Source organism: Massiliimicrobium timonense (genome assembly GCF_042850985.1).
Lineage (GTDB): Bacteria > Bacillota_I > Bacilli_A > Erysipelotrichales > Coprobacillaceae > Allocoprobacillus.
The window spans coordinates 2,291,655-2,306,131 of the sequence record NZ_AP031415.1; the positions used below are offsets into that span (position 1 = coordinate 2,291,655).

The following is a 14,477-nucleotide window of genomic DNA, read 5'->3' on the forward strand; positions in this document are numbered from 1 at the left end:
TAACGCTTTCAATAGATTAATTTCTAAAGATTTTTTCAGGATTTACATTTTTCACCATAACACAAGACAATATGACAGAACACAAAAGTGACAAACCATAAATAATACCCAAAATAACTATCATCTCTAAATAATGAATTTGAATAATCCAAGATAATATCAATACACCCACCAATGATATAAACATTTTAAAAATTTGATCCAGATTCAAAAGAACAATAAACTCATCAAACATCACACCATTAGCCTTTAATATAGTTAATTCTTTTTCACGTCTTTTCAGTGACCAGTAACACATATACATAAAAATCAAAGTAAACAAAACAATTGTAATATATTTTTCCATTGTATACATACTCAATGTTTCATTTTTTGTATTGATTAATAATACAGTATCTTGAAATTGATCATTGATATTCACATTTTCACTATGATTTACGATATAATCCTCTACTTGATACAAAGAATTAATATTTTCACAAAATATAACAGAAGCACTTTTTACTGGTTGAACCCCTGCCTGTAAAGCTAATGATTCCATATCTTCATAATTCATCAACATATAATCCAATGAACTATCATAAGCTACATTCAAACCTATTGCCATAATACCACTCACAGGTATTTCTTTATCAACCTTTATTTTATTATTAAAAGTAAAATCTGAAAAATGATACTCATTTTGATCATGAATCATTGTATAAACACTATGATAAGAAGGATAAAGATGTCTATCTTCTTGAATTGTCTGAAATACTTTCCCTGTAAGCTGATTTTCGGGATATAAAGGATAAACAGGAATTTGTTGACCATCAACTTGAACTGATAAATTATAAAATGGATAAACTTTTTTAACTCCATCATAATTTTGAATATTCTCCAGCAAATCTACAGATAATGGAGAAGCCTCATCATATGCACCTAATTTTTGTGAAACATCACTCGTTTCAATCATGATTTGAAAATCAGCTATACGTTGCATCTTTTGGTCAACACCAGCTTGTGCCTGATTCATTGATTTTTGAATCACTAATGTTCCTAAACTACCAAATATCAAAACAACCACCATCATCATATTCATAAGTTTTTCATTTTGAAAATGAATTTTTAAATAATATAAAAGAAATGGCCATCTATGATGTTTTGACTTGTGTATCAGTTGAATGGGATTATCTAGGCACTCTTTCTTTAAAACAATGCCTTGTTGATTCATCTCATAAATACAATCAGCATATTCTTCAGCCACATAACTATGACTAGCAACAATAATTGTACATTCTTCTGTATGCAATAAATCTTTTAATAATTGAAATATTTCTCTTTCATTCTTTTCATCTAAAGCACTTGTCGGTTCATCTAAAATGAGAATTTCTGGTTTTTTCAACAAAGCACAAGCAATAGCCAATCTTTGCTTTTCACCACCTGATAAAGTCATAATCTTTTGTTTCCAATGACAATAAAGATGGACCTTATGTAATAATTCTTGCATCTTCATTTCATCAAATTTTACAGAACTTAAATAACTGTAATATTTTAAACATTCCCCAACACTCATATTTTCAAGTAATCCATAATCTTGAAAAACATATCCAATAGAATATCTTCTCATACCTGCTTGTTGACGTTGATTAAGAGCTGTTAAATCTTGTTCATGATACATATAATGATACTTTTGATCCTTTGAAATCAAACCTAATTTATATAATAAAGTTGATTTTCCACTCCCACTCAATCCTTGAATAAACGTTAAATGATGTTCAGGAATCCATATACTTTGTTCTTTCACTTTCTTTGATTTATAACGAGAAGATAGATGTGTTAATTTAATCATTTTCTAATCCCCCTTAATATAAGCATAGGTATCCCTATTTCTATACATAAACTTAAAATAATACAGAATGCAAAGAATGATGGACGAACAATAAAGACTTCATTATACAATAAAGCAAAAAATACATATGCAATTATAAACATAAAAACAATAGATAAAATCATACAAATCAAACTCTCATACAAAAAATAAATTCCCAACATTTTTCTTGAACGTGAAACTGTTAATCCACGTCTTGTAAAGAAGTGAATAAAATCAACATAATCTTGTTTTTGATTATATTTGACTCCAAAGAATAACATTAAAACAACGAGCATAATTAACCCTGAAATCATAAAAATACTTTCATTTAATTGTTTAACAATTTGAACTTTCGTATAAATTTCGTCATATGTAGATGAAACTTTAAAACCTAAAGCCTCTATATCTTCCTTAGCCTCATGAAAATCATAACCATCTTCTACTACAAACTGATAATAATTATAATAAAATGGTACGGCATCTTCTGGTATTGTCTTTGATAATTCTTTTTGATATTGTTCTATAACACTAAAAGGATAAAAAACATCAACATCTAAAATACCATTAATAGAAGACATAGAAAATGAATAAGGTGTTTCTATAATCCCTTTGATTTTCATCTTAACATTTACTGTCTTATAATAAATATCATCCATATCATTATCTATCATACGGTAAACAGGGACGTTGATAGGAATTTCTACTTCTGTCTTTTCATTAACTTCTTGACACATTCTTTCTAATTCATCTTTATGAGCAACAAAATCTTCTATAAATTGACCTGTCTTTAAAAAATATAAAAAATCAGACGAGATATAAACACCTTCATCATTATTAATTTCTTTCACATCATTTATTTTATAATCATAATTCTCATTATATGATGCAACAGAAAAAGCACCGATACTTGTTTCTATTTTTGATTGGTTTTCTAAATGCCCGTTTTGATATATTCTTAGGATCATGTATTCATCATTTTCATTTAAGTTACTTTCCCAATTTTGATCAATAACAAATGGCCATATCTTTATATGTGACAGTTCTTTGACTGCGTCCAGTTCCTCACCAATAGAAGGTGGATCAGTATCCATTAGAGAATACTCATGATAAAATATACCCCCTTTATTCAAAGGATCCAACTGATCTGCATACTTTTGAATAACTGATTGACCATATAAAATAGAAAAACTACATAATCCAATCGACAAAGAAACAAAAATAATCATAGTTATTTTTAATAACTTGCGATGTTCAAACATTTTATATAAATATTGTGTATAATGTTTAGAATTTGTTAAAATAGGCGGTTTCATCTCAATCGTTTGAGGACCACTGACTATACTTTGTGTTAATTGGCAATTTTCTATCTGATAAACAACATCAGCTTCTTTTTTCAATAATGCATCATGAGTAAAAATAATAACTGTATGTCCTTGATGAGCATAATCTTTAAGCAGTTTTACAATCAATTGCGTATGATGTTTATCTAAAGATGCAGTCGGTTCATCAAAAACAAGTATTTCTGGTTGATGAATCAAAGCCAATAAAATACTCATTCTTATTTTTTCTCCCCCAGATAGTTGTTGAGGATAAAGAGAATATGTATGCTTGATTTCCAACTGCTCTGCTAGTTCATCAACATCATATCCATGAAATAATGACTGACATAATGCAATATGATCTTTCATTTTTAAATCATTAATAAATGCAGGTATCTGATTCACAATCCCCATATGCGTTTGAACAAATTTCTGTTGTTGATTCTCATTCAGATAAGCAATATTTTCATCATTATAATAATATTCATAAGTTCCAGTTCTTTGAAAAGTCAATAACTCATGCAGAGTAGATTTCCCACTTCCACTTTTTCCAACAACAACAGTCAATTCATTATCTTTAGCACAAAAATAAGCATGATTATAAACAACATGATTATTATATTTTATACATATATGTTTCATCTCTAGCATAATACCACCGATCTTTCCTTTTATCCAATATACCTTTCTTCTCATATTTACTATATTGAAAATCATTTTAAATTGAAATAAAACAATGATAAACCGTTATTTTTAAGGATAAATCGTATTATTGTAGTAATAAAGAAAGTTGTATAATAAATAATTTATCATCATATTGAATGCTCATTTCACCATGATATTGATGAACAATTCTACGTATACTTTTTAATCCATATCCATGATTTTGCTTATCTTTCTTTGTTTTCAGTGTCTGATCAAAAGAAAAATCTATATCATTAATCACTTGTATATGTAAAATAGGTTGCTCATAAATAATATTTAGTCTTATCAAACCCTTTTTAGGACAGTTTTCTATCGCATTATCTAAAACATTGGACAACAAATCATTTAAAACATAATCTTGGATAGGCAAACTTTGGGGGACATTTATCAAACATTCTACTTTAATATCTTTCATGTCTGCATTCATAATTTTATTATTGATGATTGCATTTATAAGTTCATTTTTCGTTTTCACAAATATAGGTATTGATGTAATAATGTATTTTCGATTATTTATTAACTCTTTAATCTTTGCATAAGCTTTTTGATTTAAATAATGATCGATTAATTGATAATCATGTTTTAAATCATGTTTTGTCATCTTTAATTGATCATAGATATGAAGTAATGCTTGTTCATTTTTAAATTCTTGTTTTAATTTTTCATATTTTTCTTTTTTATTGTTTAAATCAAACAGATAGAGTAAGAGTATAAAAACACTTAATAAACATAACAATAAGATTCCAAACATTTTTATTAATTCAGGCGTATTAGATTTTAAAACAAGATATTCTTGTGTAAAAAATGAAGATACACAATATAAGCCAAATAAAATAACAATCAAAATATAGTCATTCGTTTGGTGCAAAGTAACACGCATAACTTTTAATCTTTTCAAAAAGAAAAACCCTAATACAAAATAAAAAATCTTAGTATAATAAATATCCAATTCTAATAAACATAATTCATTAATAAATAATAATATTATATTCATTGTCAAACTATACATATTTTCCAACATCACAACAAACAATATTTCACTAACTTTATTATAAGTAAATATATATGCTAAAATAAAATTTAAAATAAAAAGAATAAATACTAGTGGGATATCAGAAATATCTGTTAATCCATAAATTGTTACAATACTCACATTTATAATAACCATCACTATTCTATAAAACCAGCTCATATTTTTCTTTATATCTAACAGTTCTGTTACAAACCATGTTTGTAATAAAGAACCTATTACATTTAAACCTATCCATTCCATATATGTTGACTCCTATATTGCAAATATCTTTGTATAAATGGTTTTTTACTCCCTCGAGTAAAAGGAATGCAAATTTGCTTGACCAGTTCAATATGCTGTTTTTGTATACTTATAACATAATCTAAATTGATAATGATATGGTTATTTAATTTATAAAAATAATGATGATTTAATTCTTGATATGTTTGTTTAAGTGTCTGATATGAAGTATATGTTTGCATAGATGTATGAATGATAATTTGATTACGCAATGACTCTACATAAATAATGTCTTGTTGCTTAATATTGATATGAATACCTTGAACAATAATAGAAAACGTTGCTTGAACTTGCAAATGCATTTTTTGATACTTCTTGACAAAGTTGTAATAATCTTCATCAAAATGTGATTTCCTAATAAAGAAAAATGTATTTTGTTGATAACTGTCATAAACAAAATGATCTATACTTGAAATATAAATAATAATAGTACGAGGATAGAGCTTTGAAATATTCATACCATATTCAAAACTTTCTCCCTCCTTTAACATCACATCTAAAAATACACAATCATATTCTTGATTATAAATCTCATTACAAAAAGATATATAAGTATCTATCTGTACATTCTTAAATGTCTGATTTAAATATGTTTTTAATTGATTTATAAATTCTGCATCATCATCAATAATCATTGCCTTCATATCAATATCACCTATCCTTATATTCCTATTTTAACATAAGTTATAATCAAAAAACTAGGCTAAGCCTAGTCTTGAGGATGCGCATTCAAATAACGAATGACAATTTGAGATATGCATGTTGATATCATTAAGCCAAATATCAGCACAATCAAAATATACTGGAATAATTGCATATTAATAGGTGCAAGTTGTAATAAATCATATGTGATATATGAAACAAGAACAAATGCTATAATATCTATAATTAAGACAACTGTTCGATAAAGATTAATAGGGCTATATATACGATAAATCATATGAATAGATAATATAGCTGTTGTGTAATACAGAATAGTAAAAACTTGATTCAATGATAACGAAAGAACTGGAGCTAATAACTTTAATGCAATAACACACAATACAATCGCAATAGCATTAGGAAATGAATAACGTAGTGTATATCTACCAATAGATTCTTTTTGTTTAGATATATTTTTTTCAAATAAAATCATAAATGAAGGAAATCCTTCAACAAAGTTATCTAATAATGTCATTTGAAAAGGTATAAAAGGATAAGGCATATTTAAAACAATGCAAGTCATAGAAATAAGTATTGTATAGATTGTTTTTAAATAATACATAGAAGCTGAACGTGTGACATTATTAATATCCAGTCTACCCTCTTTTACAACATCTACCATTGTTGATAATTCCCCATTAATCACGACAAACTGTGAAATCTGTTTAGCTGCATCTGAACCAGAGCCCATCGCAATCGATACATCAGCATCTTTTAAAGCCAAAACATCATTGACACCATCACCTGTCATAGCGACTTTTTGTTTATGTTTTTGTAAACATAGAATCATCTCATGTTTTTGTGAAGGTGAGGCACGTCCAATCACATGATAATTCATAATCGCATCTTCTAATTCTTTTGGTGTTGTAAGTGTAGAAGCATCAATATATTTATGAGCATTTTCAATTCCTGCCTGTTTAGCTAAAGCACTGACAGTGACAGGGTGATCGCCTGAAATAATTTTCACATCAACATCATTTTCTTTAAAAAACTGTATTGTTTCTTTCGCATCTTCTCTTAATGGATCAGATATAACTATTAAGCCTAAGGCTGTACTTTGCTCCATATTGTCTTGAAAACTATCGAAATCAAAGTGTCTGGCTACAAGCAAAATTCTTGCACCTTGTTGTTTCGCTGATTCAATAGATAGCGGTAATATCAAGTCTGGTAAAATAATTTCTGGTGCTCCAACAATAATAGTACCCACTTTTTCCAGTTCCAAAGCGCTCCATTTTCTAGCCGAAGAAAAAGATATTCTACGCAAAGGTGAATAAGGTGCTTCTCCTTGAAAATAATCTTTCATCGTTAAAAAGGTCGCATTATTATCAAGACTTCCTTTCACAAATGAATTCATGATATTCATAAATTGATCATGCCATTGATTTTCAAAAGTATAAACATCTTGTACTTTCATTTTCCCCTGTGTCAATGTTCCTGTTTTATCCAGACATAACACATCGACATGTGATAATGTTTCAATACTAAACATCTCTTGTACAAGCACTTTGCGTTTTCCTAATCTGACAACACTTGTCGCTAATGAAACACTTGTAAGTAAAACCAAACCAATTGGAAGCATTCCAAGTAAAGCTGTTGAAGTATTCACAATAGTTGATGTTAATGTTTCATTACGAATCCCCAAAGCCTGATATATCAAACAAATACTAATAGGCAAGACAAGCATACTTGTTAAACGTGTGACTTTTTTAAAAGTCACAACTAAATCAGAAATTACAGGTTTACGCTTTCTTGCTTCATTTGCTATTTTGGTTGCATAGTTATCTATTCCTACATGCTCAACACGTGCATGACATGCTCCAGAGACGACAAAACTTCCTGACAACAAATGATCTCCCACATCTTTAAAAACAGGGTCAGCTTCTCCAGTCAACAATGATTCATCAACTTCAATGGGTGTATCTAACACGACACTATCCGCTGATATTTGTTGTCCCGTTTCAAAAAGCACGACATCATGAAGAACAATGTCTTCATTATCTATTTCATATATTTGTTCCTCACGTAAAACTTTTGTTTTAGGTGAAATAATTAAATTCAAACGTGCTACCATCTGTCGTGAACGTATATCTTGATAAATATGAATGATTGTATTCATAGTCACTATCAATACAAAAAATAAGCTTGACCATGCTTGGACATAAATTAAAGCACAAGCAATTACAAAATTATATGCATTAAAGAGTGTAAAAATATGTTCACAAAAAATCTGTCTATGTGTTTTAACCAATGGCTTTGGTGAAATATTAACATGACCTAATTGCATTTGTTCTTGTACTTCTTGATTTGTTAATCCCTTGACTTTATCCATTTCATCACCCATTCTGTATATCACTGTTTTTAATCTTATCATATTTATATGGAAAAGCCATGAATTTTTTCTTAAGTTTTTCTAAATAAATCTCCTTGATTATATGAGGTAATTAGAATATATAGTCATTCTTCACTTTATATTTTAATAGGATGATATACAAGAATAAATAAAATATTATTAATAAGAGTGTTTAAAAATGAAATAAAAAATAATAACGAACACAAGAGTCATATATAACAATCATTAAAAAGTTATAGAAATTCTTTTGTCAAAAGCAAGTTATGAAGTATCTTTTCAAAAGTAAAAAAAGAAATGGAAAGACCTATAATCACATGATATAATGCAATTAAAGGTAAATAACCTTTTTTTTACATGAAAAAACTGATTTTTGTTCAATATTTATGGTCAATAAACAAAAATATTCTCTTTACAAAATCTTATGTAAAAAATTGATATTGTCTATTTAATAGAAAATTTTATTTATATAAACGAAAGAAGGGATAAATTTGAAAATTGGAATTATATGTGCCACTGATGATGAACTTGCTCCTTTTCTATCTATGATAGATAATTGTAATATCATCAAAAAAGCAATGCTTAAATTTTACGAAGGGGAAATTGATGGTATGCAAGTTGTTACTCTATTTTCTGGGGTATGTAAAGTCAATGCTGCCATCGCAACACAAATATTGATTGACCACTTCAATGTCAATATGGTTATAAATTCAGGAACCGCTGGTGGAATGAATCCAAAATTGAAAATATTTGACACTGTTATATCTACTGAAGTTTGTTATCACGATGTTGCACAAGATACTTTAACAGAATTTCATCCATGGCTAAAAACTGTATTTTTTAAAGCAGATCAAGAATTGATAAAAATATCAAAAAGTGCTGTAAAAAACATAGAATCAAAAAATAATGTCTTTTGGGGACGAATTGTGACAGGAGAAGCTTTTATAACAGATATGGGACGTAAAAAGATCAATGATGAATTCGCCCCTTTAGCAGTTGATATGGAAACAGCCAGTATTGCTCATGTATGCTATGTAAACAAAATACCATTTCTTTCAATTCGCTGTATTACTGATACTGCTGAGCACAAAGGTGTTGAAAATTTTGAAAAAAACAGTATCAAATCTTCTATAATTGCAAAAAATATAACTTTAGCTATATTAAAAGAATATATGAATCAGCATAGATGAAGCATAACATTATTAACAACGTCTTCATTAAAAATAATATGATCTTAAATATCCACCAACTTCTGGTGGATATTTATTGTATACAAAAAGGAATAGCTTTTGACTATTCCTGAATATCATTTTGATCAAAGACATCATCAATTGGAGCACCCGGTGCAACCATAGGAAAGACCTTATCATCTTCTTCTATCACACATTCAATTACAACCGGTCCTTGACTATCCATTGCTTCCAGTATTGCTGGAGCCACTTCTTCTTTCTTTGTGACTTTAATGGCTTTACAACCTAAACCTTCTGCTGTTTTACAAAAATCAACTTTATCATCTAAAACTGTTGCAGAATAACGCTTTCCATAGAATAATGTCTGCCATTGACGTACCATTCCCAAGACATGATTATTTAAAATCACTTCAATAATAGGTACATTGTAACGTGAAGCTGTTGCCAATTCATTCATATTCATTCTAAAGCAGCCATCTCCAGCAATATTAAAGACATATTGATCTGGTTTTCCATATTTGACACCAATAGATGCTCCTAAACCATAACCCATTGTTCCAAGTCCACCACTTGTAATCAACTGACATGGTCTTTTAAAATGATAATATTGAGCAGCCCACATCTGATTTTGACCAACTTCTGTACAGATAATTGCATTATTATCTGTGAGTGCTTCAATTTGTTCAATCACATAAGGTCCAGTTAATTTATCTGTATCATAAGTTAAAGGATATTGTTCTTTTAAAGCACGAATTTCTTTTAACCATTGTGAATGATTCTGTTGTTTTAATAATAAATTCAATGCATTCAAAACACTTTTTGCATCGCCTACAATTCCTAAATCCACATTTACATTTTTATTGATTTCTGCCTCATCGACATCAATGTGAATAATCTTTGCACGTTTAGCAAATCTTTGTGCATTTCCAATGACACGATCACTAAATCTGGCACCAATCGCAATTAAAAGGTCACATTGAGAAACACCTAGATTACTTGTTTTTGTTCCATGCATTCCAAGCATTCCTGTATAACGTGGATTTGTTCCATCAAATGCCCCTTTCCCCATTAATGAATCAGTTACAGGCGCATCAATCTTTTCAACAAATTCACGCAATTCTTCAGAAGCATGAGAACGTACAACTCCTCCACCAACAAACACAAATGGTTTATGACTTTTTTCAATCATTTCAATCGCTTGTTTTAAAGTAGATGTTGGATAAGTATAACTGCGTCTTTCAATTTTTTCTGGTTTTTGTGATTGATATTCACATTTGGCAGCTGTGACATCTTTTGTAATATCCACAAGAACTGGACCTGGTCTTCCTTCTTTTGCAATCTGGAAAGCTTTACGAATAATAGGTGCTAAACTTTCCACATCTTTAACAATATAATTGTGTTTTGTAATAGGCATTGTCACACCCGTAATATCGACTTCCTGAAAACTATCTTTTCCTAACAATGGCACACCTACGTTAGCAGTAATCGCTACTAAAGGGACAGAATCCATATAAGCTGTTGCTATGCCTGTCACAAGATTTGTCGCACCCGGTCCACTTGTTGCCATGCAAACGCCTACTTTTCCAGTTGCTCTGGCATAACCATCTGCCGCATGGGCAGCTCCTTGTTCATGAGAAGTTAAAACATGATTAATTTTATCACGATAGTTATATAAACTGTCATAAACATTCAGGATTGTTCCTCCGGGATACCCAAAAACAGTATCAACGCCTTGTTCCAATAAACATTCTATGACTATATCGGCTCCAGTTAATAACATATACTTCCCCCTATTCCTTGACTTTTAAAACAGCACCAGTGTTTGCAGAAGTCACCATTGACGCATATTTTTTCAAATATCCATTCACAACTGGTAATTTTGGTTTAAAAGCCTTTCTTCTTTCTTCTAAGACATCATCACTCACTAACAATTCAATACGATGATTGATAATATCTATTTCAATCATATCACCTTCTTCAACAAGTCCAATTGGTCCTCCAACTGCTGCTTCTGGTGACACATGTCCAATAGATGCTCCACGTGTTGCGCCAGAGAAACGTCCATCTGTAATCAAAGCAACATCTTTATCTAATCCCATACCTGCAATTTCTGAAGTTGGTGATAACATTTCACGCATTCCCGGACCACCTTTAGGTCCTTCATAACGAATCACAACAACATCACCAGCAACAATTTTTCCAGCACGAATAGCTTGAATAGCTTCTTCTTCGCTATCAAAAACTCTTGCAGGACCTGTATGTTGTAACATTTCTTTAGCCACTGCACTTTGTTTAACAACACAGCTGTCAGGAGCTAAATTTCCTTTCAACACAGCAATTCCACCTGTTTTCATATATGGATTATCTACCGGACGAATAATTTCTGGATTTAAATTCACACATCCAGCAATATTTTCTTTTAATGTTTTTGTCGTACAAGTTAATACATCAGTATGTAAAATGCCTAACTGATCTAATTCATTCATTACAGCATAGACACCACCAGCTTCATTTAAATCTTCCATAAATGTATCTCCCGCAGGAGCTAAATGACATAAGTTTGGTGTATGCTTACTAATTTCATTAGCAATCTCTAAGTTTAATTCAACACCCGCTTCATAAGCGATAGCAGGTAAATGTAACATAGAGTTTGTTGAACAACCTAAGGCCATATCAACTGTTAATGCATTTAAAAACGCATCCTTTGTCATAATATCTCTTGGTTTGATATCTTTTTTGACTAATTCCATAATTTGCATACCCGCATGTTTAGCCAGTCTAATTCTTTCACTATAGACAGCTGGAATTGTTCCATTGCCTTTTAATCCCATTCCTAAAACTTCTGTTAAACAGTTCATGGAATTGGCAGTATACATACCTGAACAAGAACCACATGTTGGGCAAGCTTTTTCTTCAAATTCTTTTAATTTTTCTGCTGTTATTTTACCAGCATTAAATTGTCCTACAGCTTCAAATAAAGATGATAGACATGTCTGTTTGCCATCCAATCTTCTTCCAGCCAACATTGGTCCACCACTGACAAAAATAGTTGGAATATTAATTCTGGCTGCTGCCATTAATAAACCGGGAACATTTTTATCACAGTTAGGAATCATAACCAGACCATCAAATTGATGTGCATTAGCTAAACATTCAGTACTATCACAAATCAATTCTCTTGTGACCAAAGAATATTTCATCCCTGTATGATTCATTGCTATTCCATCACAAACTGCAATTGCTGGAATTTCAACAGGTGTTCCTCCTGCCAAATAAATTCCTTTTTTAACTGCCTCAGCAATTTTATCTAAATTCATATGTCCTGGTACAATCTCATTATAAGAATTCACAACCCCAATAAGTGGTCTATCCAATTCTTCTTCCGTCATACCTAAAGCATTAAATAAAGAACGATGTGGTGCTCTTTCTACTCCTTTTTTGACTTGATCACTTTTCATATCATTACCTCACTATAAATTTTCTACTATCAACTGTCCCATTCTAGAACATGTCACTTGTTGTTTTCCTTCTGACATAATATCCACTGTTCGATATCCTTTTTCTATCACTTTCTCCACAGCCTTTTCAATCGCATTGGCTTCTTCATCCATATCAAAAGAATAACGTAACATCATCGCTGCTGAAAGAATTGTTGCAATAGGATTGGCAATATCTTTTCCAGCAATATCAGGTGCACTTCCATGACTTGGTTCATACATACCTAATTGATCTTCTCTTAATGATGCACTTGATAACATACCAATCGATCCTGTCAGCATACTTGCTTCATCACTTAAAATATCACCAAACATATTTTCTGTCAAAATCACATCAAACTGTTGTGGATTTTTGACGAGCTGCATGGCACAGTTGTCAACCAGCATATGTTCCAGCTTCACATCTGGATAATCTTCAGCTACCTCATTGACGACTTTTCGCCATAAACGTGATGTATCTAAAACATTGGCTTTATCCACACTAATAACATGACGACGACGTTTCATCGCAATTTCAAAAGCACGTTTGGCAATGCGACGTATTTCTGATTCACTGTAAATTAAATTATCATGAGCGACCATCTGTCCATCAATTTCTTTGGTTTCTCTTTCACCAAAATAAAGTCCTCCTGTTAATTCACGAACGATGATCATATCAAAACCATCTTGACTTAATTCTTCTTTTAAAGGACAAGCACCTTTTAACTCTTTATATAAATAAGCAGGTCTTAAATTGGCAAATAATCCTAATGCTTTACGCATTTTCAATAATCCTGCCTCTGGTCTTAAAGATGGTTCTAACTGATACCATGGAGAAGTATTGGTATCTCCACCAATAGACCCTAATAAAACAGCATCACTGTTTTTAGCTATTTCAATAGCTTCATCAGTTAATGGAACTCCGTGTTTATCAATAGAAATTCCACCCATATCAATATATTGATAATCAAATGTATGATGATATTTCAAAGCAACCGCATCCAACATTTTCAATGCTTCATTAACGATTTCTGGACCAATACCATCTCCATGAATGACTGCTATTGTTTTTTTCATAGTTTCCCCTCTCTTTTTTGATTGACATAATTAACCAAACCATTGGCTTGAATCATTTTCTGTAAAAATTCTGGAAATGGCTGTGCCTGATATTTTTTATCTTTGGTAAGATTCTTAATAACTCCAGCATCAAAATCAACTTCCACTTGATCTCCTTCATCAATATCTTTGGCTGCTTCTGGGCATTCCAGAATTGCAAATCCAATATTCAAAGAATTACGATAAAAAATACGTGCAAAAGACTGAGCAATCACACAGCTGACCCCTGCTGTCTTTAAGGCAAGTGGGGCATGTTCACGAGATGATCCGCAACCAAAGTTTTTCCCAGCTACCATAATATCACCCGGTTTTAAACGTTGTGTAAATGTTGGATCAATATCTACCATCGCATGACTGGCTAATTCCTTAGCATCAAATGAATTTAAATAACGTGCTGGAATAATCACATCTGTATCCACATTATCTCCATATTTCAATACTGTTCCTTTTGCCTTCAT

The 14,477-nt window shown here is 30.7% G+C and carries 10 protein-coding genes; 1 reads left to right on the top strand and 9 read right to left on the bottom strand.

Translation table 11 applies throughout. The annotated features are described in order from the left end of the window. Nucleotides 1–16 precede the first annotated feature (16 nt). The 5 genes from ACGHJ8_RS12025 to ACGHJ8_RS12045 form a co-directional block, all read right to left on the bottom strand. Complete coding sequence (locus ACGHJ8_RS12025) at nucleotides 17–1,831, bottom strand: ABC transporter ATP-binding protein (protein WP_211963130.1); 1,815 nt, start codon at nucleotides 1,829–1,831, stop codon at nucleotides 17–19. After that, on the bottom strand, nucleotides 1,828–3,867 hold the full coding sequence (locus ACGHJ8_RS12030; protein WP_390540559.1) for an ATP-binding cassette domain-containing protein: 2,040 nt from the start codon (nucleotides 3,865–3,867) through the stop codon (nucleotides 1,828–1,830). The genes ACGHJ8_RS12025 and ACGHJ8_RS12030 overlap by 4 nt, the downstream gene beginning before the upstream one ends. A 73-nt stretch (nucleotides 3,868–3,940) precedes the next feature. Further along, on the bottom strand, nucleotides 3,941–5,149 hold the full coding sequence (locus tag ACGHJ8_RS12035) for an ATP-binding protein (protein WP_211963126.1): 1,209 nt from the start codon (nucleotides 5,147–5,149) through the stop codon (nucleotides 3,941–3,943). Beyond that, complete coding sequence (locus ACGHJ8_RS12040) at nucleotides 5,137–5,832, bottom strand: LytTR family DNA-binding domain-containing protein (RefSeq protein ID WP_211963124.1); 696 nt, start codon at nucleotides 5,830–5,832, stop codon at nucleotides 5,137–5,139. Before ACGHJ8_RS12040 ends, ACGHJ8_RS12035 begins: the two co-directional genes overlap by 13 nt. Nucleotides 5,833–5,897: 65 nt before the next feature. Next, a complete protein-coding gene (locus ACGHJ8_RS12045) occupies nucleotides 5,898–8,219 on the bottom strand; it encodes an HAD-IC family P-type ATPase (protein ID WP_390542453.1) in 2,322 nt (773 codons plus the stop codon). A 509-nt stretch (nucleotides 8,220–8,728) separates the two neighbouring features. Here ACGHJ8_RS12045 and ACGHJ8_RS12050 point away from each other — a divergent pair. Continuing rightward, a complete protein-coding gene (locus tag ACGHJ8_RS12050) occupies nucleotides 8,729–9,427 on the top strand; it encodes a 5'-methylthioadenosine/adenosylhomocysteine nucleosidase (protein WP_211963115.1) in 699 nt (232 codons plus the stop codon). 103 nt (nucleotides 9,428–9,530) lie between these two features. Here ACGHJ8_RS12050 and ilvB read toward each other — a convergent pair whose 3' ends face one another. From ilvB to leuD, 4 genes are read right to left on the bottom strand one after another with little or no spacing between them, the layout of a single operon-like run. Then, complete coding sequence (gene ilvB, locus ACGHJ8_RS12055) at nucleotides 9,531–11,207, bottom strand: biosynthetic-type acetolactate synthase large subunit (RefSeq protein ID WP_390540562.1); 1,677 nt, start codon at nucleotides 11,205–11,207, stop codon at nucleotides 9,531–9,533. Nucleotides 11,208–11,217: 10 nt separating this feature from the next. Beyond that, the gene (gene ilvD / locus ACGHJ8_RS12060; protein ID WP_087357652.1) at nucleotides 11,218–12,885 is read right to left on the bottom strand and encodes a dihydroxy-acid dehydratase; all 1,668 of its coding nucleotides are present in this window, start codon (nucleotides 12,883–12,885) and stop codon (nucleotides 11,218–11,220) included. Between the two features lie 12 nt (nucleotides 12,886–12,897). Beyond that, nucleotides 12,898–13,980, bottom strand: a complete 1,083-nt coding sequence (gene leuB, locus ACGHJ8_RS12065; protein ID WP_390540565.1) for a 3-isopropylmalate dehydrogenase — start codon at nucleotides 13,978–13,980, stop codon at nucleotides 12,898–12,900. Continuing rightward, entirely contained in the window at nucleotides 13,977–14,477 is a 501-nt protein-coding gene (gene leuD, locus ACGHJ8_RS12070) for a 3-isopropylmalate dehydratase small subunit (RefSeq protein WP_087357654.1), read from the bottom strand. Before leuD ends, leuB begins: the two co-directional genes overlap by 4 nt.